This is a genomic window from Paraburkholderia azotifigens (assembly GCF_007995085.1).
Taxonomy (GTDB): domain Bacteria; phylum Pseudomonadota; class Gammaproteobacteria; order Burkholderiales; family Burkholderiaceae; genus Paraburkholderia; species Paraburkholderia azotifigens.
In genome coordinates, this window is the sequence record NZ_VOQS01000001.1 from 3,483,712 (window position 1) to 3,508,037 (window position 24,326).

Here is a 24,326-nt window from a genome sequence, read left to right on the forward strand (position 1 = left end):
AAGGTTATGGACAAGGTCGTTTCACACAACGTCACTCACCTTAAACAGGCAAGTGCAGCCTTCCGCACGCCGGATGAGAGAGCGGCGGTAGGGCGGGCCATCCGAACTAAGGTGCCACGTTCATCGCAGGCCGGCTGGATACCACCGAAGAATCGGCGCGACCCCATCGAGCTTTTAAACGAATCTAATAAAGGCCGCATTCCGAGCTTGGTTCCAATCCGCTTCGGCCGAATGTCGGAGTCACCATTCGCGTTCTATCGTGGCGCGGCTGTAGTGATGGCGGCTGACTTGGCCTCGACCCCGACGAGCGGGTTGAGGGTGCAGGCTTGTGGGGACGCTCACCTGATGAATTTCGGCGGCTTCGCAACACCAGAACGCAATGTGATTTTCGACATCAACGATCTCGACGAAACCCTCCCGGCACCGTTTGAGTGGGATCTCAAGCGGCTCGCAGCGAGTGTGGTGATTGCCGCACAGCATCTAGCGCTGCCTGCGAGCGACGCCGCGCGCGTCGCAACGGACCTCGTCCGTGAATACCGGGAGCGGATGCACGATTACGCTGGGATGCGCGCGCTCGATGTCTGGTACGACAGGATCGATCTGAAAAAATATGAAGACCGTTCGGGCGATCCGGCTGTCGTCGCTGCGATTCGCAAGCGGATGGCAGAGCGGATCGAGGTGGAACAGCGCAAGCAGGTGCCCGAGTACATGTATCCAAAACTTGTTTCGCAGGAGGGGGCGCAACCCAGAATCAAGGATGAGCCACCACTTATTGTCCACCCGACCGAAGAAACCGCGCCGGGCCTTGAATCTGGCTACGCCGAAGCCCTCGCGTCATACCGCGAAAGCCTGGCCGAACATGTCCGCGTTCTGTTTGACAGGTTCCACCTCGTCGATCTGGCCCAGAAAGTGGTCGGCGTGGGCAGCGTCGGGACGCTGTGCGGCGTTGGCCTGCTCATGGCGTCTGACAATGACCCGCTTTTCCTCCAGATTAAAGAAGCGAGAGCTTCAGTGCTCGAGCCTTATGCGGGCAAGAGCCTGCATTCGAATCACGGCCAGCGGGTGATCGCAGGCCAGCGCCTGATGCAGGCCGCGAGCGACGTGTTTCTTGGCTGGACGCGGGGAAAGAACGGCCGCGACTTCTTTGTTCGCCAGTTGCGGGACATGAAGATGTCTGCCGTTATCGAGGACTGGGACACGGCGCTGCTGCGCCAGTATGGGCGCATGTGTGCGCATGCCCTTGCCCGGGCACACGCCCGCTCAGGCGATGCGGCAATGATGGCGGCGTACATGGGGTCCGGCCAAACTTTCGATGACGCGATCACTGAGTTCGCGACTGAATACAGTTGCCAGAATCGCCAGGACCATCGCGATTTCATCCAGGCCATTCGCGAAGGCCGGATTCCCGCCAAAACAGAATGAGTAGCGAGGGAGCCGTCAGCCCGTCGGTGCCCGGTCGGCGGCACCGCTTTGACGGCAGAGGACGTCGAGGCCGATCCGCGTCGGGAGGCGCATCGATGGGAACCGCAAAAGGTAGTGGCCGTCTACGGCTACCGAGTCAGTGCTTTTTCGCAGACCGACTGTGGGCCTGCTTGACGATATGTGCGACCCTCGGGGGCTGCACATCGCTCGGCCCTACGACCATCGTGGCGGACCGTTTTGACTACAGCGCGGCGATCGCCGACTCATGGAAACAGCAAACGCTTCTCAACATTGTCAAATTGCGCTATATGGATCTCCCTGTATTCGTAGACGTGGCGTCTGTTGTCAGCGGCTACTCACTGCAAACAGGCGTAACGTTGAACGGCACTGTCTCGACCGAGCGGGCAGTGCAAGGGAATTTCCTTGGGGCCGCCGTGCAGGGCGTCTATACCGACCGCCCCACCATCACCTATACGCCGACCACCGGACAAAATTTCGTGCACGGATTGATGGAGCCGATTGATCCCAAGAACATCTTTTTCATGCTTCAAAGTGGCTATGCTGCGGATCTCCTGCTTGGCATGGCGGTGGAATCGCTTAACGGCGTGCGCAACCGCTCGACGGCAGCCGGGTTGATGCGCGAGGCTGACCCGGAATTCTTGCGGGCAATTGCGCTGATGCGCGAGGTTCAGGCTGCTGGTGGGTTCACGATGCGTGTGGAAGAGGACAAGGTTAAAGGCCCCACGGCTGTGATTCTCTTGAGGCGCGACGGCATATCTTCCGACGTTCTGGACAAGATGACTGAGATTCGGCGATTGTTAAGGATGCCGCCAACTCCTCAGCGGTTCACTCTCGTTTATTCGCCCGTGCACGGTGCCGATGACGAACTCACCGTCAACAGCCGCTCCATGCTGCAGATCATGGGCGCCTTTTCCAGCTATATGGACGTGCCGGAGGAGCACTTGAGGGACCATAGTGCCCTGCCTGCCGTCGCGCAATCCAACGGCGAAGCGCCAGGACCAATGCTTCACATCTACAGTGGACGGGACAGGCCAGGCGATGCATATGTGTCCGTGCGCTATCGCGGTTACTGGTTCTGGATTGAGCAAGGTGATCTGCGAACCAAGCGGAACCTGTCCGCATTTTTGTGGGCGAGGCGGTTAAAGGAATCGTTACCCGCGCGCCTGCGTGAATCGATCACCAAACAGGATAGCAAACTGGTTCATGGCCGACTTCCAGTCGAAGGCAGCGCGAACAGATTTTGCCAGGACATTGCGTAGCGCCAGCCAGAGCAGCTTGATGGCAGCCTCGTCGTTCGGGAAGTGGCCGCGGGTCTTGATGATCTTGCGTAGCTGCATGTTCAGACTCTCAATGGCGTTCGTTGTGTACACAACGCGCCGGATCTCCGGTGGAAACGCGAAGAACGGCGTAACGTGCTCCCACGCGCGCTGCCACGACTGCACGATCATCGGGTATCTGAGGCCCCAGGGACCATCAGCAAACGCCTGCAGCGCCTGCTGCGCGGCCTGCTCGCTGGCGGCGCAGTAGACCGGTCGCAGTGCCGCCGCAAGGGCCTTGCGGTCCTTGTAGCTGGCGTAATCCAGGCTGTTGCGGATCAGGTGCACGATGCAGGTCTGCACGGCCGTGCGGGGGTAAGCGGTGCCGATTGCGTCGGCCAGTCCCTTCAGGCCGTCAACCACCGCAATCAGGATGTCCTGGCAGCCCCGGGCCTTCAGTTCGTTGAACACCTTGAGCCAGAACTTCGCGCCTTCGGTCTGCTCGATCCACAGGCCCAGTACATCGCGCTGGCCATCGGCCTGAATGCCCAGTGCCAGATAGACCGCCTTGTTGCTGACCATGCCGTCGTCGCGGATCTTGACGCGCAAGGCGTCGAAGAACACCACCGGGTACATCACCTCGAGCGGACGGTTCTGCCAGGCCAGCGTTTCGGCCATCACCTCGTCGGTGACCGAGCTGATGAAATCAGGCGACACCTCGGTGCCGTAGCTTTCGGCCAGAAAGGCCTGAATCTCGCGCACGCTCATACCGCGCGCGTACATCGCGATAATGCGTTCGTCGAATCCGGTGAAGCGGCGTTCGTGTTTGGGGATCAGGATGGGTTCGAAGCTGCCGTCACGGTCGCGAGGCACCTCGACGCGCACCGGGCCGCGATCGGTGATGACTGTCTTGCCACTGGCGCCGTTGCGCTCGTTGGCTTGCCCGGCCGGTTTGGACTGACCCGGCGGGTAGCCCAGATGCAGGTTCATCTCTGCACCCATTGCCCGCTCGATAACTGCCTTGTTGAGCGCCAGCATCAGGTCCTGCACCTCGGCTGGCGTCATCGGCCCCTTGACCAGCTCGTCCAGCAGCGCCTTGGGCAGTTCAGGCAGCGGCCCTCGGGCCGCTGCCTGAGACGCCACCGTACGTTTCTTCTTCATCGGCATATCCATGATTTTTACCTCTCATGATATGCCCCACCCACAAAATGCCGGACAGGTCCACCAAGCGGGCTCTCAACGCCGTCATGCTGTTCTTCACACTTGCAAATACGGGCAGCAAGGAGCCGCTGCCGTTGATCACGATCCCTGCACAGTAGCAAGCCGCCGGTACGAGCGTCGATGCCTGGATTGCAGCGGCCCCTGTCGCCGACCTCGCGAGCGTCAAAGCCAGACTGCGTTCGGTACCCGGCAGCCAGATGCCGAGACCGCAATCGCCAACTTCGGCAGCAAGCACATAAAGAGCATGCCGACGCTGCCCCTGCCTGCGGAACCGGGAATCGTGCTCTCACAACGGCCACGTTGACTAACCTAGCATTGCGCGGCGATTACCTGGAGGATGGCAACGAATTCGTTCATCGCCTGCGAAGCAGCTTCGTCTTTCCGTGTAATGACACTGTAGTTCGACAATGTCCGCCGTATCGGCACGTCCAGATAGCCTAGAAGGCCATGCGTGACGTACTTGTCCATCGCTGCTCTCGGTTGAAGGGACATCATGTCGGTTGCCTGCAGCAACTCTAACGTCGTAAAAATCGATGGCGTTTCCACGATGCCCATCGGCGCAATCCTGCCAGCCGCCGCGAACGTTTCTTCGAACAGCTGCCGCATGGCGGTGCCTTGTGGATACAAGATCCACGGCCACTCGCCCAGGTCGGCGATCTCTATGCGTCGTTGCTTCAGCAACGGATGATGCTTCCCGACGACCGCGCGCGCCGGCTCCGCCAATAAATCGACCACATCGAAAAGCGCCTCGTGTCGTGGCTCGGTCGGGCGCCCAATCATCACATCGAGCTGCCTTGCCTCAAGCCACGTCGCGAGTTGATCACTGCTTTGCTCGACCAGTTTGATGATGAGTCTTGGGCGCCGGCGCTGGATCTCCTTGATAGCCGTGGTGACGAGTTGCGCGGCGGAAGCCGGAATGAAGCCGACCGTGAGATGACCATAGCCGCCATCTTTCAGTGTCGCGAACTCGCTCGAAAACTTGCCCAGATTGGACAGTGTCGTGCTGGCGTAGCGCAGCGACAGCGTACCGAGATCCGTCGGCCGCATTTCGCGCGGCAGCCGTTCGAACAACGGCGCGCCTAACATCGCCTCCAGGTCGCTCAGGATCTTCGTGGCGGCCGGCTGAGTGATGTGCATCTGCTCAGCCGCGATACGAAGGTTGCGGGTACGACCGAGCAGTTCAAGCAACTGGAGATGCCTGAAACGCAGCTTGGTCAGCACTTGCGTGATGGAGAGGCTGGAATCTTGCGACATAGGGTAAACACGGGCCTATTTATAACCAAATGGAATTGATTTTACTCAATTCGCGATTGGACGGTTATCGCAAGCTCGAACGACAATTCAAAGCGCGTCGGGCATTGCCGCTCCGACTGTCTTCGAACAATCTTCCTCACTGACGCCCACCCATGAATACACAAATCCGATACTCCGCCGATGAACTGCAAGCCTTCGCACGGCGTCTACTGGTCAGGGTTGGAATGGAGGACGTCAAAGCGCTCGCGATCGCTCGCACGCTCGTCGACGGCGACCTGATGGGACACAACACGCACGGCCTCGCGTTGCTGCCCGCCTATATCGGTGAGATCGAAAACGGCGCGATGACCTGCTCCGGCGAGCCGGAGGTCGTATCAGACCGGGGCGGCAGCGTGTTGTGGGATGGTCGGCGTCTTCCTGGCCCCTGGCTGGTTCTCAGCGGGATCGAAACACTGGCACCGCGCGCGAAGAAGTACGGCACGGCGACATTGGTGATTCGGCGCAGCCACCACATCGCCTGCCTTGCCAGTTATCTCGAAAGAGCTACTGCGGACGGATTCATGATCTTGCTCAGCAGTTCCGACCCGGCGGGGCAAAGCGTGGCCCCTCACGGCGGCACGCGGTCCGTATTTACACCGAATCCGATCGCGGCGGGCATTCCGACCTCGGGAACACCGTTTTTGATCGATATCTCTTCATCGATGGTGACGCTGGGGATGACCGCGCGCCGACACAAAGCGGGACAACACTTCGACGAAGCATGCTTCCTCGATGCGGATGGGCAGCCCAGCGGCGATCCCGGTGTGCTCTGCACGGATCCCCCGGGATCCATCCTGCCGATCGGAGGCATGACGGGGGGACATAAAGGCTTCGGGCTGGCGTTGCTGATCGAGGCGTTGACGGGGGGCTGGCAGGCCACGGCCGGGCCGATCCCGCCGATGGATGGGGCGCTACAGTGTTTCTTTCGCTCTACGATCCGGCGGCTTTTGGCGGTCTCGCGGCGTTCGCGCGGCAGATGGACTGGCTCGGCGATGCATGCCGCGATAATCCGCCGCGCCCAGGAACCGCGGGCGTGCGCATGCCGGGCGATCGCGGACTGAACCTCAAGCGCGAGCAACTGCGCGATGGAGTGGCTCTGCACTCGACAATCGCGCCGGCACTTGAAGCCTGCGCGCGGCGCTATGACATCCCGCTGCCTTCCGCACTACCCGGCTGACAGCAGGAGCGAGAGCCCATACTCTCGTCGAGGCAGCATTGTTTTGCTGTTACACGTCGCGAGTGAGCGCGACCGGCGGAATCGGGCCGCGCACGAGCAACCAGTAGCCGATCACCGCGACGGCGGCAACGGCCGCTCCGACGAACAGCGCGGGCTCGAACGAGTGGGTCTGCTGCACGATGAAGCCCGTGACCACCGGTGCCAGCGCGCCGCCGAAGTAGCCGCCGAAATTCTGCATGGCGCCGATGGAAGCGGTGCAATTGGCGGGCGCGGCAACGGACGCGGTCGCCCAGGCCGCACTGCTCGAAACATACAGCAGCAACATCGAGATCGAAATGAAGACGACCGCCAGCGTCACATTGTGCGTGAGGCCGGTCAGTACCGTGAACACGGCGACCCCGAAAAGCGAAGCCGCCATCGGATACTTCCGGCTGTTGATCGCCGACACGCCTCGCCGTGCGAGCACGTCGCAAATCTTTCCGCCAGAGAGACTGCCCACCACGCCAAAGAGATAGGGAACCGCGGCCACCCATCCCGACTTCGCAATAGTCAGGTGAAGTTCCATTTGCAGGTAAGACGGCAACCACGCGTTGTAAAGCCACAAGACGTAGATCGTGCCGAAGAATCCGAGCAGCATGCCCCACGTGGTGCTGAACTCGAACAGACGGCGCCACTCGCGCCATGTCGGACGGCTCTGCGCCTCCCCATCGACGTCCGACAGATACGCGCGCTCCCGTTGCGTCAACTCGACCTGATGCGGGTCGCGATGCAGGATAAAAAAGCCGAGCGCCACGAGGAGGCCGGCGATTCCCATGACGCCAAACATCCATCGCCATCCCACAGTCAACATTAAGACCGTCAGCAAAGGCGCTGATATTGCAGTACCAAGCGTCGACGAACTGTTCCAGATGCCGGTCGCGGCGCCGCGCTCTTTTTTGCCGAACCAATCGCGAACGACTTTGGCGGCCGTCGGAAACTGCGGCGCCTCGCCTATTCCCAGCACCATGCGAGCAGCGAAGAACTGGCCGAAGTTGCTCACCACACCGCCGAACGCTTGGGCCACCGACCACGTCGCCAGGCTGACGGACAGCATGACGCGCGCGCCGAAGCGATCGACCAACGCGCCCGCGGGCAATTGCGCGAATGCGTAAGCCCATAGAAACGCCGACAGCAACAGGCCCATTTCCGCGACGGAGAGTCCGAGATCGTGCCGGATCAGCGGATTCGCGATAGACAACGTCGCGCGGTCGATGTAATTGATGACCCCGCTCAGGAGAAGTAGAGCAAGCGCGGTCCGCTGAATTCGCCGCACCCGTGGGGAAGCCTGGTCGTTGGAAGCGATGTTCTGAGCGTTACTGCTGCCCGACTCCGGCACACGCGGCACCGTAGAGGATTGCTCCATGGGTAAGTCTCCTGGATATTTTGTTCTATCGGCGAGGGCCAGTTTCCGATGCAAACGTGCGCATTACAGCATTGGATTGAGCGACGATATGCCCGCGTCCGTTGGAAATCCAATCAATATTCCTCGCAAAGCAATTCCATTTGTTTATGGCGAGGTAGGGGCAAACCCGAGCGAAACCATCGACGGACGGATGAGATCGAAACCAGAATCCAGGTTCTCCATGAACGCCATAAGTAACTGCACGGCTGTCAGTGCTTTAAGGCGACGATTCGGCTGGTAGGGCAAGCGATCGACAAGGAGACGGCTATATCTCAGCAAAAAAACGAAGCTATCGAGTAGCGCCAACGGCGTCGCTGACTTCCCCTTCGAGAGGACAAAGGCGAGATGTGTCGACCACCTTCTCCCGGTGCGGCGGCCCCTCTGTGGCGAGCAGCGGCCCAACGACCGATCTCGACTTCGGTCAGACGACCACCACCGAAGCCGTCAGTCGGTCGAACGCGGGGGTTGATAGCTGGAGCCGCTCAAAGCGGCCGTTGCCGACCTCACGCAATCGGCCAGGAAGGGACATTCGACATCGGCACCTAGATTGAACAATGTCGACGATAGGATCGGCGTCCGCAAGGAAGGTGCATCAATGTCCACGCAGCACCCATCTATTGGGGGGAAATGCCAGCAGTCGGGGGCGGGCCGTCGCCCGAGCAATGGAGCCGGATGAGCAGGCCAGCGAAGATACTCTATTGGGTATTGGTAGGTGCAGCCGTTTTGTTTATGGGGTACTTGTTCGCCCGCAAGTTGCTGGGTTGAGCTGATAAAGGTAGGGAGCCGCTGTCGCAAACCGTCTGTTATCGAAAAGTCCGACGGACTGATTTGGGTCCGATCTGAGCCATTGGCCTTGATGATCCACACGCAGCGTAAGCTGTCGTGGATGCAAAAGCTAACAGGCTGTTGATGCCAGCATCACTCATCGCATGAAACCAATCAGCTACCTCAAAAGCGAAGCGGCACAAATCGTCAAGGACCTCGCAGAGTCCGGTGAGCCTCTCATCATTACGCAGAACGGCGAACCGATGCTCGTCGGCCGGGACGTGCGCACCTACGAATCGACACAGCAGACAATCGCGCTACTGAAGATTCTCGCTATCGGCCAGAAGCAGATCGGGCGCAGGGATCACACCGACGGCGACGAATTCTTTGCGGAGCTCAACGAGTTGGACCATCAGGAAAAACTCCGCCGACGGTAGCGCTGCGGCATGGGTATCGCTGGTATCAGTAGTTTATGAGAAACTACTGATACCAGCGCGCGCAGGACAGAGTATCATTATCAGTAATTTATAAAAAACTACTGAGAAAGACATGGTTATCTCGTCGACCGGACCCCTCTACACCCTTCACGAGACCGCGTTACACGCGATGTACGCCGACCTCGAACGCGTCGCGCAGACACAGGATATGGTTTTCATCGGTGCGCCCGGGACCATCGTCCAGCACCGCAAAGGCAACGCTGAGTACTACGCGCGTCAGTATCTCGATGGAGACGGCCGGCAACGGCAGGCGTATCTCGCGGGACCTGTCGGCTCGCCTGATGCGGACGCGCTGAAACAGTCGGTGCAGAACCGTATCGACGAGGTCAAGGCCGTGATCAAGACGGTGCGCGAACTCGCCAAGCTTAACTTCGCCGTGGCCGACGCGAAGACCTATGCGACTGTTGGCGCACTGTTCAACCACGGCGTGTTTGCCGCGGGCGGAACGCTGGTCGGTTCCCACGCGTACGGCGTGATCCTGAACCGGCTCGGCATCCGCGCGGCAAGCTATCACACCGAAGACATCGACATTGCGCGACGCGAGCAGCTCGCGCTCTCCGATATTCCGGCCGGCGGCCTTCTCGACATCCTCCAGCAGACGGGCATCCGGTTTGTCGAAGTGCCAGGGCTCGACCGGTCGGCGCCAGCAACGTCCTTCAAGGAAGCGGGAGCGTCGCGTTTTCACGTTGACCTGCTTGTGCCGTCGGCCGACCATAATTTTACAATCCGGCCAGTACCCGAACTCAAGGCGCACGCCACCGGCCTCCCCTACCTCGCCTACGTCCTTGGAACCTCGCAGAACGGCGTGCTGCTCTCGCGCCACGGCGCAGTGCCGGTACGCGTGCCTGACGCCAACCGGTTTGCCGTACACAAGCTGCTCGTCTCCCAGTTGCGCACGAACGACAGCACGAAATCCCTCAAGGATCTGCAGCAGGCAGCCGTTGTCATCGGCTTTCTCGGTGAGCATCATCCCGGCAGTATCGAGGATGCGTGCGAAGCGCTCCCTACCAGTGCACGCAGTCGCGTCAAGCGTGCGGTTGCGCCGCTCCAGAGGCTGCTTGAAGCGCATCCGGCAGCCCTTGACGAAGTGCGAGAGGCGCTCGCGGACTAGCGCGGCGTCGATGTCGCGTCGTGTCAAAGCCAGATTGAAATGTCGAACCGAGCAACCGTGGGCTCTCGACGGCACTGTCAAGTTGGCGAGCGTAGGCTACGCCTCTGGCGTAAGAGTAGTTCCACTGATAGCACACTGCGTGTTTCGATTTGTTTGCCCGGCAGTCTGTTCGAACGCCGGCACCGCACGACGGTCTTCCTTGCCGATGCTCTGCGGCCCTGCTGGGAACGCGTCGATCGCATGCTCCGTGCATGGGGCGATGCGATGCGAGCCGCCATCCGACGCGCGACGTTGTTGATGCGCGGCCGCTAGTGGTCGGGCAAGGCATGCGTCAAAATTTCACCACGCAGGCGGATACGCAGTTGCCGCATGCTCGCATAGCCGTCGGGCGAAAGCGGCTTGAACCACTTGATGGCGGGTGATCCGATGAAGCCGGTAAAAACCGAACAGCGCAACGGATACGACATTCGTATCAGAACGCTCTCCGTGCACGACATGCGCAATGCGCCCGGCGCGGCGGCCCCTATGGCAGTGGGCCATGCGGCGTTCGTGCAGATAGCCCGCGATGGTGAAATCTACGTGGACTGGCATCTGCCGCGGAATTACAAAGGCAGCGCCAGCCGCGACGAGGCCGAAGCGCAGGCGCTGGACTACGCAGTCAGGCTGGTGGAGCGTCGCCCATTTGACGGGCCCGTCCCGAAGTTTCCGGAGGTGGTCCGAGCGGCCAGGCAAGGTGAGTAGAGGAAATCAACTACGTAACCCCGCACAGTCTGCACATAGTTACGATCTGTACATAGGGGTCGGGAGTACGCACTGCCGACTGGCCGCATTGAGGAAGCGAAATACCAATGACAGTACGGCGATGAGTTCGAAGCGCGGATGGACTCAGCCCGACCGAAGTGGACCGCCGATATGCTGAGACGGATGACCGCAAAGCTCTCAGTACCGGTCACTCCAAGCCGATCAAAAGAAACGATGGCTTGGATCGACGCCTCGACGTTGCGAGATGCGTGCTGAAACAACATCTTCGAGCGCAGTACACGCCGCACGGATGTTGTCGGGCCGAAGATTCGTTACACTCAAAAGTAGGCCGTTCCTTGCGAGCTCTGTCCGCAGGTACCACGCAGACAGCGCTGACGGTGCAAGATTTTGCTTGCGCGCGGAATGAACGATTTCCAGGTCATCGACGCCATCAGGCAACTTGACAATCAGCCCCAATCCCGATTCCACGACCTCCGTAAATCGCTTCCTGAGCAGTTCAACAGCGAGATGGCGGCGCTCAGCGTAGACCTTCTTCATGTGTCGGAGGTGGCGCATGAAGTGTCCGTCTGCGAGAAACTCCGTTAGTGCCAGCTGTGTCGTCCTATTCGGAGCAGGTGCCATTACTGAAACTGTTTCGACAACGCGTTCGGTCAGTGCGCGCGGCACGACGACGAAGCCGAGGCCCAGCGCGGGGCTGATTGTCTTACTGAATGCGCCGATGTGGATCACGCGTTGCGCGCCATCACCCGCAGCCAGGGCGGGCGCCGCCCGTCCAACCAACTGTAGTTCACCCAGGTAGTCATCTTCGATGATCCAGGCATCTTTCGCTTCAGCCCATTCGAGCAGGGTACGCCTTCTCACCGGCGAGAGAGCGACGCCCAGCGGCGCATGTTGGCCTGGCGTAACCAGCGCTAACACGGCATGCGGAGCACGAGCGATGCCTTCCTCGACACGTAATCCCTCCACATCGACGGAGATGGGGGCAACCGTAAGCCCCGCCAGCTCCAGAGCTTTCCTTCCGAGCGGATAGCCCGGTTCTTCGATCCACGCGGTGCGACCGTGAGCTCTGAGCGCGATGAGCGTGAGCATCAGTCCCTGACGGTATCCACTGGTCACAATAACTTGATCGGGATGGCATTGAATCTGTCGGCTGATGGCCAAGTGACTGGCAATCTGTGCGCGCAAGTCGCGCTCGCCGCGAGGGTCGGCGTAGGTCGTGTATCCGGTGGCGTCCGCACGGACAGCCCGCGCTCGCATTCGCGCCCAGACCTTGACGGGGAATGCATCGTGAGCCGGTACGCCCATCTGGAACGGTAGTGGCGCGCTCGAATACGGTCGTGTAAAGGCATCCAGTGGCCCATCGAACGGAATTTCGGTCGCGGTTGGCGCTGGAGGAAGTTGCGCGCAGACGCGTGTGCCGGCGGAGCCTGCGCCGACCACTAGCTTCGCGGAAGCCAGCCGCTCGTAGGCCACCAGAATCGTTCCGCGCGCGACGCCGAGCTGCGCAGCGAGATCCCTGCCAGAGGGTAACCGTCTTCCGGGTTGAAGACGGCCGTCGACAATCGCTTGCCTGAGGCTCGCGTAGATCTGCTCGCCAACGGGCGCCGCCGCAGTACGGTCTATCTCAATCGCAAGCGTGGGCATAGTCTTTGGCTCAGTCATTTCGCCATTTCTTGGGCCTGTTGTCCGTAATCTCGGGCTAGTAACGTCGCGTTCTGTCATGAGTCACGTGCGAAGGGGAAGTAACCAACCCGCGCCCGTGACGCTAGAGACGTTATTTTATGGCCAAACGGCAAAGGACGAAGATGACACGCTTGAACTGGAGCGAGATCGCACCGGACGGTGCAAAAGCGCTTTTCGGTGTCCATCACTATGTGACCAAAAGCACCAACCTGCCCGAGGAACTCATTCATCTCGTGTTCCTCCGTGTTTCACAGATTAACGGATGTGCCCATTGCATCGACATGCACAGTCGCGATCTTAGAAAGACCATGTCCATCGAAAAGGTGACGCTGGTGCCCGTGTGGGACGAAGTCCCGCACCTGTTCTCCGCTCAGGAGCGCGCCGCCTTGGCTTGGGCCGAAGAGGTGACTCTCGTCAGCGAAACGCATGCTTCAGATGAAGCCTATGCGGCGGCTTCGGCGGCGTTCTCGCCGAAGGGTCTTGTCGACCTCACGATAACGATTGCCGCGATGAACGCCTTCAACCGTCTCGGCGCCCCATTCCGACTCCCGGTCGCCGCCAGGATGTGAGATCACCGAGGCATCGGACGCCGACACGTCCGACAAAATCAGCGCTGTGTCGTCAAGCCAATGGAGACAGTCAATTGCCGCAGCGGCTACTGAAGATGCATCAGCCAGTTGCGAGTTGATGTAGAAGGGCGAGGCAGATACCGGAGGTCGTATGCACCAGCCGTGTCCACAGGCTCGGTCCATAGCGTCCGAGTCCAATAGAATCTGACCGGCGGTTATCCGTCAGGAAATGGTCACTCTCCTTGCGGTCTTATGCGCACTTATGCGGCCGCTTCTGGCAGTTTGTGTGAGCTCGCCAACGGGCGCTTTAAGGTGCTCCATTTCGCAAAACCGTGATTCGACTGACTGACCGCTTTGGAGGGGGGGCGTCTGACCGTACAGGATCGTTCGCGGTCCGGCGGACGACTCCGCGCCGGTAAGTTCATGCGCGAAGGGTCGGCCGGCAAGCTCCGGGCAGATGCGCACATCGCGCGATGACTCGCGAAGCCGTAAAGGAGCTTATGAAGAAGGACCGCCAACGCATTCTTCAGACAGGCGTCCGAGCCCTTATCGGCCCAGGTAGAAATCCATGGGGATAAGCTCGACAGCCCATCCACCTTCTTCGCCCAGCATGGCGGCCGGGTGCATGAACGCGATGCGCAACGCCTCTTCACGGCTATCCGCTTCGATGATGAACAGGCCCCCACGACTTCCTTCGACTCGGTGTAAGGTCCATCGGTGACGTGCGTCTTGCCATTGCGCGGGCGAATCGTCTTCCAGTTCTCCACATCGCCAAGCGACGCGGAAACCAGAACCTTGCCGGTAGCGCGCATCTTCTCGTCCAATGCAGGGCATTGGCTCACCAATTCCTTGACATCGTCTGACGCCATCGCGGCGAATTTTTCGGGATTGAAGTAGGCCAGGCCGAGGTATTTCATGGGACGTCCTTTGAGTCTTTGAGTGGAGATGTACTGACGACGAAGATGATGATCGAAAATCGACAATGTGCTGGAAAAGTTTTCAATGGGTCTCGCCAGCCTGTCCGCTTTCGGTCGAGTTATGCCTCGCGCATGAGGTGCGTGCCCGATACGATCGCCGTGCACGACCGCGGGGCAAGGTCAGAAGCAGCCTTTCACAGCTCGTGCTGTCACCTCATTTGGACGACTGCTCCTGTCAGTGAGCGGACATGTTCAAGGCGCACTCGGAGGAAGCCGGATGCCATTGCGTTCACTCAGGCGGCCGCGGCTGTTATGCAGCAAGGCTTCTCTTCTATAACGGTCCCAGGACAAGGACCGGCCATAATCTCTGAGGTTGACCCGGTTCGACGGACGGATTTGCAGCCAGCGATTTGATGCGATCTAACCTCCGTTGAGTGTTGAGTCGCGGGTTGTCCACGGGCGGGCGGCGGGTCGCCTCTCACGACCATGACGCTGCCCGCCGGTGGGCAACCCGCAAGGCGATACGGTTTGCCTTTTTACGTTGAGGTTTTCGAATTCAAGCGGCGAACAATAGCCGATGCTGCTATGCAGGCGGCGTACGTTGTACCAGCCTTCAAGGAACGAGAACAGGCGCCGCCGTGCCTGTTCGTGGGTCGCGAAGTGTTCGCGCGAGAGCAATTCTGCTTCGAGCGTGCCGAAGAACGATTCGCACATCGCGTTGTCGTAGGCGTCGCCGGCCGTCCCCATCGACGGTTGCACACCGGCTTCGCGGCAGCGCCGCCCGAACGCAATGGACGTGTATTGGCACCCCTGATCCGAGTGCAGGATGACACCCTCGTGGCGTCGCTGATGCAACGCCATGTCCAGCGCGCGCAACATGAGTTCGGTATACAGATGGTTCGACATCGCCCAGCCGACGATGCGGCGGCTGAATACGTCAAGCACCACGGCGAGATACAGAAACCCCTCGCCGGTCGGGATGTAGGTCGCATCGGCCACCCACAGTATGTTCGGGGCTTCAGCACTGAAGTGCCGGCGCACCAGGTCCGGCGCACGCCGTGCCCCCGCGCGTTGTCGCGTGGTACGTGGCCAGCGCCGCCGGCTTGCGCCACAAAGCCCTGCCATGCGCATCAGGCGCGCCACCCGCTTGCGTCCCACGTGCACGCCTTCACGCGCGAGTTGCGCATGGACACGTGGTGCGCCATACGTGCCGCGCGAGCTCGTGTGCAGCGTACGGATGCGCGCCAGCAGTTGCGCATCACTGCATGCATGGCGCGATGGTTCGCGTGCCAGCCACGCGTAGAAGCCGCTCGTGGAAACACCGAGCAGCCGCGCCATCGTGGCAACGGGCCAGCAGGCCCGGTTCGCTCTCATGAATCCATACCGCCCTTCGGCGGAACGGCTCCCGTCTCCCGCGCGAACCAGGCCGCCGCCTGCGAGAGAATGTCCCGTTCCATCTTCAGCTGCCGGTTCTCACGACGCAACCGCGTGAGCTCCTGCCGTTCGGCCGTGGTCAGTCCGTCATGACGCACACCGACGTCACGATCGGCCTGCGCGACCCAGTTGATGATCGTCTGTGCGGTCGGTTCGAACTCGCGCGCGAGGTCCTCAGGCGTACGTCCGGACTTCACCAGTTCGACTATCTGGGCCCGGAAGTCCGCTGGGTATGGCATACGATGTCTGCCCATTTCGACACCTCCTTCTCATCAAAAGAATAGGTGTCCGTTTTCGCGGGTCAACCTCACTCGCCCATTGGTGTAGGTGTGGATTTGCTAGTCGCCAAGGTTATACATTGACAGGAAATTTGACAGGCTACTGATGCACAGCAGAGCAATCGCGATGAGTAACCTAGATCTGAATTTGCTTCGTGTGTTTGACGCGATCATGCGCGAACGGAACGTTCTTCGTGCAAGCGAGGCGATCAATCTAAGCCCGTCCGCAGTCAGCCACGCGCTGTCCCGTCTCCGAGCGTTTCTTAACGATGATCTGTTTGTGCGAACGGCGACCGGAATGGAACCCACGGCCCGTGCGCTGGAGATGGCGCCACTTGTACGGGATGCGCTTGTGATAATTGAGCGCGCAATCGGGCCGAAGCAGTTCGACCCTGCCAGCACGCAGCGGCAATTCTGCATCGCGGCAACCGATTACATCACCGCAGTCGTGTTACCCAAATTTCTTCAAGCAACGTCGCTCGCTGCGCCCAACGCGGGCATCACGCTACTGCCTGCAAGTAGGATCGACTTGACTACCCAGATCGATGTCGGCCGGGTCGAAATCGCACTTGGATCGTTTTCGAACGTGCCAGCCCGAATTCACCAAAAGGTTTTGTTCGAAGAACGGGACATGATGGTTATCGCCTCCAATCACCCGCTCGCTGGACGAGAAATCAGCCTGAAAGACTTCGCCGGTCTTCCGCTTCTGGTGGTTTCTACCGGAGGTTCCGAGGATGGCTTCCTGTCTGAGCGCGGACTGACGAGAAGGACGGAGATGTTCGACCGCACCGCGCTGCTGGCGGCCTTCGAATCGGTCGGCAAACGGCCGGAGTTCAGGATCGTCCAACCTCATTTCCTGGCTATCCCGAGCTTGCTGGCAGGGACGCGAACGGCAGCGATCGTGCCGGCGTCGCTCGCCAGGTTTTTCGCGCGCTCGGGCATGGTCTACGCAACGGAATTGCCATGGGAGCCGACGACGCGCGCGCTGCAGATGATTTGGCACGAACGGCACACAGAGGATCGTGGCCATGCCTGGCTGCGCGCCGCTTTAGCAGACGCCGCCTTGACGGCGGCCGCGACCAGTGCCGCGTAGAGCGGGCGGGCAGGCGCTCGCATGCATGTCATGCATTTAGCTCTTCAGAAAAATGCACTTCTTGGAATCGGGCCAGCCGTGTAGCCTGCAAGCAGGCATTCATTGAAGGGCTATCTCTATGTTGACCGAAGTTATCGAAACAGCGCATGAATTGACCGAACTCGAAAGAATCATGATGAGTCGCTTTGCCAACCGGTTCTATTTGAATCGTGAGGTTGACCCGGCAGTCGTGAAGGGAATTCTCAATTCCGCGCGGTACGCCGCTACCGGTGCGAATGTGCAGCCCTGGCGCGTCCATGTCACGGCAGGGGACGCAAAAATGCGTCTGATTGATGCGATCAATGCTGCGCACGAAGCATTCCCAGGCGATCACTCGTCCGAGTATCGCTACCTTCCAGAGGCTTTACCTGAACCGTTCGCGTCGCGTCTACGTGAGTTTGGCACGGTCTTTTTCGGGTCTCTGGGTATAGGCCGGGAAGACGTTGCAGCCCGCGCAGCGAATACCGCGCGGAATTGCCGATTCTTTGACGCGCCAGTCGCCCTGATCTTTACGATCGACCGGCGTCTCGAGAAAGGCAGTTGGCTGGACCTTGGCATGTTCATCCAGAACATCATGCTCGCGGCAAAGGCACGGGGGCTGGACACGTGTACCCAGGAGTTTCTTTCGCGTTATCACGCAGTCATTCGAGAAGAGCTGACTCTCGGCCCCGAGGAACTGGTAGTCTGCACGATGGCAATGGGTTACGGCGATCCTGAATGGGCAAAGCGACGCCCTCAGATGCCGAAGGTACCCGTTGACGAGTTCGCATCGTTTTACGGGCTCTAACCGGGCAACGATGTTTTGGGTTTGGATATCGCTGGTTCCGAACACGATCGGCTCATCGCAACGTGTTCGAGACGACGCCTGCGGAAGGCGACGGGGGAATTTCCGGACCAAACGTGTACGTAGATTGTTGCTTGCCAGGCGGTCGGCGGCTGGCTTCAATCGAGGGGCGTCGACCTTATGCCATGCCCGCGTCAGTGGTCCTTCAGTGAACCTTCAGCCTGACGTCGTATGCGTCGCCAATCGCGATGTCGATGCGATGTTCAGCCGCGCGCCCGTGCCGGACCATCCCGTGGCGAGCTGCCGCTGTACCAGGGCGCGCGGATTGTCAGATCTTCGCGCGAGTGCACCGCAATCGGCATGTCAACCCGTTGGGTGACCCGAGCGTTTTACTATATGGGCATCAAACCGTGACATCGCAGTGAAGCGAGCCACATCAATGCGGTGGCACTCCGACCCGTACCCCGGGCGTATGAATGTCGACGACGAACTACGCACGCGGAAGTCGCGGACCAGGTCGCCGTCTTCAAGGCATCGCGACTACCGCACCGCGAGGCGTTGGTTGAACAGAAGCTGCCGCCACGAGATCGACCTCTCCCGCAGAGCCGATCAGCGCATAGCTCAATTCCGACCGCCGCCACGTAACGACGTTCATGTCGTCGATCCTCTGCTGCGCGATCGACTGGTCCCGGCTTCGCATCCTTCACGACGCGCAGCGCAACGGGGCCGCCCGATTTCGGTAGATAGACGATCTGCCTTTCACCACAAACCGGTCGTGCTCGGCCGTCGCCACCACCCACGGCGACGCGGACTGCGCCGATGCAACCGTCGACGTCACGCTTCCTGACAGCACACCCGGTGTCAGACGCAACGCAACACCGCAGCAGAACACACCTGCAACGAACGCGACAGCGAGCCAGACGCAGAAAAGCGCATGCGCGAGCGGATCGGCGCGGACGGTGGCACGCCTGCCACGCCAGCCTTAGGCGGCGCGCGCCGGCGTGGTTCGCGGCGGGTCCGGGTGGCACAGTCGACGTCGAGCTCGCATGCGTGCGAGCCAGTTCGGCGATCTTGCGCGTCAGCGACTCGGGCATGGGCGGCAGCTTCTGCTGCGCGAACGCGTCGTGGAACGGCAGGCTCGACGCGCGGAACAGTTCGATACGCTCCGCGAGTTCCGGCGAATGATCGAGTTCGCGCTCGATCTCGCGGCGCTCCTCGATATCGAGTTCGCCGTCGACGTAGGCCATCAGCGTGATGTCGTCTACTTTCATGACGCCGAGTCCTTGCCGAATGCCGCCATTTTCAGCGGCTGGGCCGCTTTGCCCGCAAACAGCGCGCCGATGGCCTGACGCGCACGCGACAGCCGGCTCATCACGGTGCCGATGGGCACTTTGAGCGTCTCCGCCGTTTCGCTGTAGCTGAGGCCTTCGACGGCGACGAGCAGCATCACGACGCGCTGCGCCTCGGGCAGACGCTGCACGGCCTCGATGATCTGCGCGTTCATCGTGATCTGTTCAGGCGTGCGCGCCGACGGGTCTTCAACCGTTTCGAGAAAGTCGTCGTCCCACTCCATGCTCGAACGGCTGCGCACCGAACGCGCACGCAGTTCGTTGATCCACGTGGAGTGAACGATCGAAAACATCCAGCTGAGCGGGGCCGTGTCCGCCTGCAACTGATGCGCGCGTTCCAGCCCGCGCACGCACGCGCGCTGCACGAGATCTTCGGCGTCGTGCTGATCGCCGGAAATACGCAATGCGAAAGCCCATAACCTCGGAAGCATGTCGGCGAGCATGCTGGACAAGTCTGCGCCTGTCATGGAAGTCGTTCCTTGCTACGGACTACGAACTCGGTGATTTGCCTTTGAAGAAGGCAGTGAAGCGGTGCACGCCATCTGGCAGGACGCACGCGATAAACGCAGAGAATTTAGCGGGCAATTGCAACTTCGATATGGGCAGATTGCTGACGGGCGGTTTGCGCTTCAGATTTACAGTGTGCGGTCCGCGATGACCGCATCCGCGATGGGTTGGACCTTGCACGCGACTGGATAACGACCGCATAGCGACCCGTTCGCTTCCGGATAAGATACGCGGCCGCCAGTCATTTTCCGTCGGATCGGACTGAGCATCCTGTGAGGGAAAGCATCGCGCTACTGCCGTGCACGACGGCTGCGTCCAGAGGGCGGGCAAGCAGGGCTGGTTCGTTGAGTACGCCTATATGCACGAAGTCCTCGACATTCCTGACGCGTCATGTCGGAAGCCTTAACGTACTTACTCGTGCCCCGCCTATCCATAGTACTTGAAGGATGATTGCATGCAACCGCCCGGCCAGGCCACGTCGAGTCACGTTGCGAGGCGCTTCACTGCTCCATGACGGCCTGAGGCGTGTTCCGGAAGCTGATCGCCATACGGTTATAGGTATTCATCAGACTGATGGCGATGGTCAGGTCAACCAGTTCGCGTTCATTGAACGCGGCGCGGGCAGCCTCGTAGGCCGCGTCCGGCACGCCGGTCTGCGCCACCAGCGTGACCGATTCGGCCCACGCGAGTGCTGCGCGCTCGCGAACGTCGAACATATGGCCCGTTTCCCTCCATGCCTGCACGAGCGCAAGCTTTTCGACCTTCACACCTTTTTTCAGCAGGTCGCGTGTATGCATGTCCAGGCAATAGGCGCAGTTGTTGATCTGCGAGACGCGGAGGTAGACCAGGTCGACGAGAACCGGCGACAGGTCGCTCTGCATGACGTAGCCGTAGACGCCGCCAAGGGCTTTGACGCCCGCCGGCGCAATCTGAACGTAGTCGAGACGCTTGCTCATGAGGTGACTCCTTAAGGTGGTGGATTACTTGATGGGCGTGGTCAGCGCTTTGTCGTTGCTGTCCACGACGAACACGGCGAGTAGCTTTGCAGGCTCTGTTTCGCTCGCGTTGCGGCTCATGCGGTGAACGGCGCCGGGCTCCTCGAAGAAGCTTTCGCCGGCATGGTAGACACGCTTCGGACCGTCATCGACCTGTGACTCGATCTCGCCCGATACGACATAGGCATAGATGAAGGCCGAGCCCGCATGCCTGTGCGCTGAAGACGCGGCACCCGGTGCGTAATCGACGACGACGGCGGTCAACGACTTGCCCGGAATGTTGGGAATGGCATGCTGAAAGTTAGGTGTGACGGTTTCAGCCGCACCATGCGCCGCGGCGGGCACGGCGATGCCGAAGGCCATGGCTGTACAGGCGGCTCTTGCGATGGATTGAATGTTCATGGATGTCGTGCTCCTTTGTGCTTTCGCATTGTCGTGTGACATGCGGGCACGCAAAAGCACCAGGAATGAACATTTTCGATGTACCAAGAGGCGATCGGGGACCCCGCGCCGCTGGTTCTTCAGTGGCGTCCTAGAACGAGTTCCAGCAGGCGTGAACAGTTGCCCGCCAGGCGCTTGTCATTGAGATTCGTCACGCCGAGCAGTAGCCCCTGCTGCCCCGGATCGCGCGTATACCAGGGCGAGAGAGGAACCGGGGCCAGCCCGAAGGCTCGCGCTCGCGCAGCGACATCGACATCCGATACGGACTGGGGAAGCGCGACTACGACGGTCATGCCGGCGGCGGCCCGCACTTTGATTGAATCCGAGCCCAGTTCCTTCAGACAACGAACCAGGGCTTCCTGTCGTGCAGCGTAAAGACGCTTCATTCGGCGCAGATGGCGAAGATAGTGTCCCTCGTGCATGAACTCAGTCACGGCGTGCTGCTCCGATGCAGCCGGGGCGGGCGTAAGGCACGCCGCGACGTCGCCGAAGTGCCGTGCCATGGCTGGCGGAACAACGAGAAACCCCAGGCGCAGTGCGGGGCTGATCGTCTTGCTGAAGGTCCCGATGTGCAGCACCCGTCCGTCCTGATCAAGCGAAGCCAGTGCCGGTGCGGCCCGTCCTTTCAGCTGCAACTCGCCGAGATAATCGTCTTCGACGATCCAGGCGTCGTGTTGTCTGGCCCAGCCGAGCAGTGAAATCCGTCGAGCGAGGGACATCGTCATCCCGAGCGGCGCCTGCTGGCCCGGTGTCACCACCGCGAGGGCGGCTTCGGGCGCGATCCGAAGGCCTGCGTCGATATCGAGCCCGTCCGTGTCCACCGGCACGCCTGCCACGGTCATGCCCGCCAGCCCGAGCGCCGTACGCGTGAGCGGAAAGCCGGGGTCTTCCAACCAGGCTTGTCTGCCCTCCACGCGCAGGGCGCGAATCGCGAGATTGAGCGCGCCGGAGAAACCTGTCGTGACGAAGACTTGGGAGGGACTACATCGAAGCCCGCGCGAGACACCAAGATACGCCGCGATCTCCTGTCGCAAGTCCGGTTCGCCGCGTGGATCGGGGTAGCCGACAGGAGCCGCTGCCGCCCGGCGCGCCGCGCGCGCCTGAATGCGTGACCAGAGCTTGAACGGAAAGGCGTCCTGGGAGGGCACACCCATTTGAAACGCCAAAGGCGCCGCATTGAAGTCGTAGAACAGATCGGGCAGCGGCGGCGCCTCGGGCGACCATCCGGTCGTCGCGGGCGAGGGCCGCGCGGTTACCCGGGTGCCGGCCGCGCCCAGACCGATCGCGAACTGCTCGTCGATCAGACGTTCATAGGCGGCCCGCACGGTGCCCCGGGATACGCCGAGCTGCGCGGCCAGATCCGACCAGGAGGGCAGCCTTGCGCCAGCGGCAAGCTGGCCCGACTCGATCGCATCTCGAATCGAGCCGTAGATTTGCGCTGATAGAGAGATGCGTCCGGAGCGATCGAGGCCGATAGAAAGCTTTGTCATGGACGCGATAGTACATTCGGATTGTTCGATCTTGGGTCTTTTCCATGACTCAAGGGAAGCGTAACTTTCCCGGTGTAGCGCCGCCAGACAATGCCCATGCGGGATCAGCGGACCACGCGGCGCGGTCCGGAAGTCAAGCGTGTCGCGGAAACCGCACGCTATCTCCAGCTCGAGGAACCAAATGAAGCAGGATAAAACAGCGCCGGCGAACGACATGCCTGGCGTCGTCATTCCCGACAGCCAACTGGCGCGGGAGGTCGCGCAGCTCATTCGCGACACCGAAAGCGAACTGTTGTTTAACCACTCGACACGGGTCTACCTATGGGGCGCGCTGCTGGGAAAACAAAAGCGTGTCGCCTTCGATCCGGAGCTGCTCTACGTTGCGGCTATGTTCCACGATATCGGGTTGACGTCGGCCTACCGGGAGAGCGAACTGCGTTTTGAAGTGGACGGCGCCAACGCCGCGCGCGATTTTCTGCGCAGTCATCATGTTGACGAAGCTGACGTAGCGAAAGTGTGGACCGCTGTGGCGCTCCATACGACGCCGGGCATTCCCGAGCACATGCATGGTGAAATCGCGCTGGTGCAGGCCGGAGCTGGAATGGATGTGGCGGGGCGGGGCTTCGATACGCTTTCAGAGGAGCAGCGCACGGCGGTGATCGCAGCCTACCCGCGCGGCACCGATTTCGGCGGCAAGATGATCGACGCCTTTTATGAAGGCATGAAGCATCGTCCAGCCACCACATTCGGCACATTTAACGACGATTTTCTGGCGCACAAGGACTCAGGCTTCGAGCGCGTGAACTTGTGCACCATCATTTTGAATTCCCGTTGGGGCTAGCGTTCTTGCAGACTATACGGGCCAACTCTCTTATGCTGTTCAGGATTTTCCGATGTTCAAACGTACATTCTTGGTAACGGGTGCCAGCAAGGGTATCGGGCGTGCTTTGTCGAACCGGCTCGCCGCCGACGGACACCAGGTTGTCGGTCTCGCACGCGGCGCCGACGATTCAAGTTTTCCCGGCACACTGGTTTCAGTCGATCTGACGGATCGACATGCGACCGCGCGTGCGCTCGAGGGGCTGGCCGAGCGCTATGCCTTCGATGGCGTCGTCAATAACGCGGGGTTCGTCCGGCTGGCCGGTGTTGAAGCGATCGATCTCGACGATCTCGAAGCGTCCTTCCGTCATAACCTCACTTCTGCCGTGCAGACCGTACAAGCCCTGCTGCCCGGCATGCGGAACCGAGGGTGGGGGCGAATCGTCAATCTCTCCAGCCTTGTCGTTCTTGGCGTGGCGAACCGCACGGCTTACGCTGCGGCGAAAGCCGCGATGATGAGCTTTACGCGCACGTGGGCGCTTGAGCTTGCGCAGACGGGCGTCACTGTCAATTCCGTCGCGCCTGGGCCCACCGAAACCGAACTATTCCGGCAGAACACGCCCGCGGGCAGCGAAGCGGAGCAGCGCTTTCTTTCGCTCGTGCCGATGAAGCGGTTCGGTAAACCTGAGGAATTGGCCGCGGCTTTAGCATTCTTTCTGTCCGAGGATGCGGGCTTTATCACTGGACAAACGTTATTCGTTGACGGTGGCGCGTCGGTGGGAAAGGCTGCGTTCTGACAAGCGCGTTCGTAGCTGGATCTACAACTCTCTCTCCGGTTCGCCAACCGCTCTCGGCACAATGACGAACTTCTACGCCGCTCCAGCAATGGGGTGGCTCTTCTATACCGCCAGCGAACGACTGTTGCACTCCATCAAGGGACGCCCATGGCAGCGAGTGCTGAC

Annotated in this window: 19 protein-coding genes and 3 pseudogenes; 12 read left to right on the forward strand and 10 right to left on the reverse strand. The window is 60.6% G+C overall.

Translation table 11 applies throughout. From position 1 onward, the window contains the following. Positions 1–6 precede the first annotated feature (6 nt). Together FRZ40_RS15645 and FRZ40_RS15650 are read left to right on the forward strand one after the other, a co-directional pair. Positions 7–1,422: a DUF2252 domain-containing protein gene (locus FRZ40_RS15645; protein ID WP_147234629.1), complete on the forward strand. Its 1,416-nt coding sequence runs from the start codon at positions 7–9 to the stop codon at positions 1,420–1,422. Positions 1,423–1,646: 224 nt separating this feature from the next. After that, positions 1,647–2,702: a hypothetical protein gene (locus tag FRZ40_RS15650; RefSeq protein WP_240057161.1), complete on the forward strand. Its 1,056-nt coding sequence runs from the start codon at positions 1,647–1,649 to the stop codon at positions 2,700–2,702. Here FRZ40_RS15650 and FRZ40_RS15655 read toward each other — a convergent pair. Both FRZ40_RS15655 and FRZ40_RS15660 read right to left on the reverse strand, forming a co-directional pair. After that, on the reverse strand, positions 2,595–3,866 hold the full coding sequence (locus tag FRZ40_RS15655; protein WP_420873865.1) for an IS256 family transposase: 1,272 nt from the start codon (positions 3,864–3,866) through the stop codon (positions 2,595–2,597). The two genes, FRZ40_RS15650 and FRZ40_RS15655, sit on opposite strands and share 108 nt — an antisense overlap. 363 nt (positions 3,867–4,229) lie before the next feature. Then, positions 4,230–5,174 carry a LysR family transcriptional regulator gene (locus FRZ40_RS15660; RefSeq protein WP_147234631.1) on the reverse strand — a complete coding sequence of 315 codons (945 nt, stop codon included), beginning with the start codon at positions 5,172–5,174 and terminating at the stop codon, positions 4,230–4,232. 152 nt (positions 5,175–5,326) lie between these two features. Here FRZ40_RS15660 and FRZ40_RS15665 point away from each other — a divergent pair. After that, positions 5,327–6,390, forward strand: a pseudogene (locus FRZ40_RS15665) (Ldh family oxidoreductase). A 49-nt stretch (positions 6,391–6,439) separates the two neighbouring features. Here the strand turns inward: FRZ40_RS15665 and FRZ40_RS15670 are convergent. Then, positions 6,440–7,792, reverse strand: a complete 1,353-nt coding sequence (locus tag FRZ40_RS15670) for an MFS transporter (protein WP_147234838.1) — start codon at positions 7,790–7,792, stop codon at positions 6,440–6,442. Positions 7,793–8,760: 968 nt separating this feature from the next. Here FRZ40_RS15670 and FRZ40_RS15675 point away from each other — a divergent pair. The 3 genes from FRZ40_RS15675 (at position 8,761) to FRZ40_RS15685 (ending at position 10,945) form a co-directional block, all read left to right on the forward strand. After that, positions 8,761–9,033: a type II toxin-antitoxin system Phd/YefM family antitoxin gene (locus tag FRZ40_RS15675; RefSeq protein WP_147234632.1), complete on the forward strand. Its 273-nt coding sequence runs from the start codon at positions 8,761–8,763 to the stop codon at positions 9,031–9,033. Between the two features lie 112 nt (positions 9,034–9,145). Then, positions 9,146–10,204 (forward strand): GSU2403 family nucleotidyltransferase fold protein, encoded by a 1,059-nt coding sequence (locus tag FRZ40_RS15680; RefSeq protein ID WP_147234633.1) that lies wholly within the window; start codon positions 9,146–9,148, stop codon positions 10,202–10,204. Positions 10,205–10,603: 399 nt separating this feature from the next. After that, on the forward strand, positions 10,604–10,945 hold the full coding sequence (locus FRZ40_RS15685) for a hypothetical protein (protein ID WP_240057162.1): 342 nt from the start codon (positions 10,604–10,606) through the stop codon (positions 10,943–10,945). 222 nt (positions 10,946–11,167) lie between these two features. On the opposite strand, the gene pdxR (FRZ40_RS15690) is transcribed toward FRZ40_RS15685, so the two are convergent. Then, positions 11,168–12,610 (reverse strand): MocR-like pyridoxine biosynthesis transcription factor PdxR, encoded by a 1,443-nt coding sequence (pdxR, locus tag FRZ40_RS15690; protein ID WP_147234634.1) that lies wholly within the window; start codon positions 12,608–12,610, stop codon positions 11,168–11,170. A gap of 161 nt (positions 12,611–12,771) precedes the next feature. Between pdxR (FRZ40_RS15690) and FRZ40_RS15695 the strand changes: the two genes are divergently transcribed. Further along, positions 12,772–13,218 (forward strand): carboxymuconolactone decarboxylase family protein, encoded by a 447-nt coding sequence (locus tag FRZ40_RS15695; protein ID WP_147234635.1) that lies wholly within the window; start codon positions 12,772–12,774, stop codon positions 13,216–13,218. Positions 13,219–13,764: 546 nt separating this feature from the next. Here the strand turns inward: FRZ40_RS15695 and FRZ40_RS15700 are convergent. Both FRZ40_RS15700 and FRZ40_RS15705 read right to left on the reverse strand, forming a co-directional pair. Beyond that, a pseudogene (locus FRZ40_RS15700) lies at positions 13,765–14,135 on the reverse strand (YciI family protein). 549 nt (positions 14,136–14,684) lie between these two features. Continuing rightward, positions 14,685–15,823: pseudogene (locus FRZ40_RS15705) on the reverse strand (IS3 family transposase); the annotation flags it as partial. Between the two features lie 151 nt (positions 15,824–15,974). Between FRZ40_RS15705 and FRZ40_RS15710 the strand changes: the two are divergent. From FRZ40_RS15710 to FRZ40_RS44705, 3 genes are all read left to right on the forward strand, one after another. Beyond that, on the forward strand, positions 15,975–16,940 hold the full coding sequence (locus FRZ40_RS15710) for a LysR substrate-binding domain-containing protein (RefSeq protein WP_147234636.1): 966 nt from the start codon (positions 15,975–15,977) through the stop codon (positions 16,938–16,940). Between the two features lie 118 nt (positions 16,941–17,058). Continuing rightward, a complete protein-coding gene (locus FRZ40_RS15715; protein WP_147234637.1) occupies positions 17,059–17,766 on the forward strand; it encodes a nitroreductase in 708 nt (235 codons plus the stop codon). A gap of 1,043 nt (positions 17,767–18,809) precedes the next feature. Then, positions 18,810–19,112 (forward strand): hypothetical protein, encoded by a 303-nt coding sequence (locus FRZ40_RS44705; protein ID WP_193566989.1) that lies wholly within the window; start codon positions 18,810–18,812, stop codon positions 19,110–19,112. Here FRZ40_RS44705 and FRZ40_RS15725 read toward each other — a convergent pair. The 4 genes from FRZ40_RS15725 to pdxR (FRZ40_RS15740) all read right to left on the reverse strand — a co-directional run bounded on the left by FRZ40_RS15725 (position 19,031) and on the right by pdxR (FRZ40_RS15740) (position 22,545). Further along, a complete protein-coding gene (locus tag FRZ40_RS15725; protein ID WP_147234638.1) occupies positions 19,031–19,579 on the reverse strand; it encodes an RNA polymerase sigma factor in 549 nt (182 codons plus the stop codon). The two genes, FRZ40_RS44705 and FRZ40_RS15725, sit on opposite strands and share 82 nt — an antisense overlap. A 540-nt stretch (positions 19,580–20,119) precedes the next feature. Then, positions 20,120–20,575: a carboxymuconolactone decarboxylase family protein gene (locus tag FRZ40_RS15730; RefSeq protein ID WP_147234639.1), complete on the reverse strand. Its 456-nt coding sequence runs from the start codon at positions 20,573–20,575 to the stop codon at positions 20,120–20,122. 24 nt (positions 20,576–20,599) lie between these two features. After that, positions 20,600–21,016 carry a cupin domain-containing protein gene (locus FRZ40_RS15735; protein WP_147234640.1) on the reverse strand — a complete coding sequence of 139 codons (417 nt, stop codon included), beginning with the start codon at positions 21,014–21,016 and terminating at the stop codon, positions 20,600–20,602. A gap of 119 nt (positions 21,017–21,135) precedes the next feature. Next, a complete protein-coding gene (gene pdxR / locus FRZ40_RS15740) occupies positions 21,136–22,545 on the reverse strand; it encodes a MocR-like pyridoxine biosynthesis transcription factor PdxR (protein ID WP_147234840.1) in 1,410 nt (469 codons plus the stop codon). 181 nt (positions 22,546–22,726) lie between these two features. On the opposite strand from pdxR (FRZ40_RS15740), the gene FRZ40_RS15745 reads away from it, so the two are divergent. Then, complete coding sequence (locus FRZ40_RS15745) at positions 22,727–23,386, forward strand: HD domain-containing protein (RefSeq protein ID WP_147234641.1); 660 nt, start codon at positions 22,727–22,729, stop codon at positions 23,384–23,386. Positions 23,387–23,438: 52 nt separating this feature from the next. Further along, complete coding sequence (locus tag FRZ40_RS15750) at positions 23,439–24,161, forward strand: SDR family oxidoreductase (RefSeq protein ID WP_147234642.1); 723 nt, start codon at positions 23,439–23,441, stop codon at positions 24,159–24,161. Positions 24,162–24,326 lie beyond the last annotated feature (165 nt).

Coding starts and splice junctions, on each gene's coding strand:
- FRZ40_RS15645 (WP_147234629.1), top strand. CDS start 7: ATGGACAAGGTCGTTTCACACAACGTCACTCACCTTAAACAGGCAAGT.
- FRZ40_RS15655 (WP_420873865.1), bottom strand. CDS start 3,866: ATGCCGATGAAGAAGAAACGTACGGTGGCGTCTCAGGCAGCGGCCCGA.
- FRZ40_RS15660 (WP_147234631.1), bottom strand. CDS start 5,174: ATGTCGCAAGATTCCAGCCTCTCCATCACGCAAGTGCTGACCAAGCTG.
- FRZ40_RS15670 (WP_147234838.1), bottom strand. CDS start 7,792: ATGGAGCAATCCTCTACGGTGCCGCGTGTGCCGGAGTCGGGCAGCAGT.
- FRZ40_RS15675 (WP_147234632.1), top strand. CDS start 8,761: ATGAAACCAATCAGCTACCTCAAAAGCGAAGCGGCACAAATCGTCAAG.
- FRZ40_RS15680 (WP_147234633.1), top strand. CDS start 9,146: ATGGTTATCTCGTCGACCGGACCCCTCTACACCCTTCACGAGACCGCG.
- pdxR (WP_147234634.1), bottom strand. CDS start 12,610: ATGCCCACGCTTGCGATTGAGATAGACCGTACTGCGGCGGCGCCCGTT.
- FRZ40_RS15695 (WP_147234635.1), top strand. CDS start 12,772: ATGACACGCTTGAACTGGAGCGAGATCGCACCGGACGGTGCAAAAGCG.
- FRZ40_RS15710 (WP_147234636.1), top strand. CDS start 15,975: ATGAGTAACCTAGATCTGAATTTGCTTCGTGTGTTTGACGCGATCATG.
- FRZ40_RS15715 (WP_147234637.1), top strand. CDS start 17,059: ATGTTGACCGAAGTTATCGAAACAGCGCATGAATTGACCGAACTCGAA.
- FRZ40_RS44705 (WP_193566989.1), top strand. CDS start 18,810: ATGCGTGCGAGCCAGTTCGGCGATCTTGCGCGTCAGCGACTCGGGCAT.
- FRZ40_RS15725 (WP_147234638.1), bottom strand. CDS start 19,579: ATGACAGGCGCAGACTTGTCCAGCATGCTCGCCGACATGCTTCCGAGG.
- FRZ40_RS15730 (WP_147234639.1), bottom strand. CDS start 20,575: ATGAGCAAGCGTCTCGACTACGTTCAGATTGCGCCGGCGGGCGTCAAA.
- FRZ40_RS15735 (WP_147234640.1), bottom strand. CDS start 21,016: ATGAACATTCAATCCATCGCAAGAGCCGCCTGTACAGCCATGGCCTTC.
- pdxR (WP_147234840.1), bottom strand. CDS start 22,545: ATGACAAAGCTTTCTATCGGCCTCGATCGCTCCGGACGCATCTCTCTA.
- FRZ40_RS15745 (WP_147234641.1), top strand. CDS start 22,727: ATGAAGCAGGATAAAACAGCGCCGGCGAACGACATGCCTGGCGTCGTC.
- FRZ40_RS15750 (WP_147234642.1), top strand. CDS start 23,439: ATGTTCAAACGTACATTCTTGGTAACGGGTGCCAGCAAGGGTATCGGG.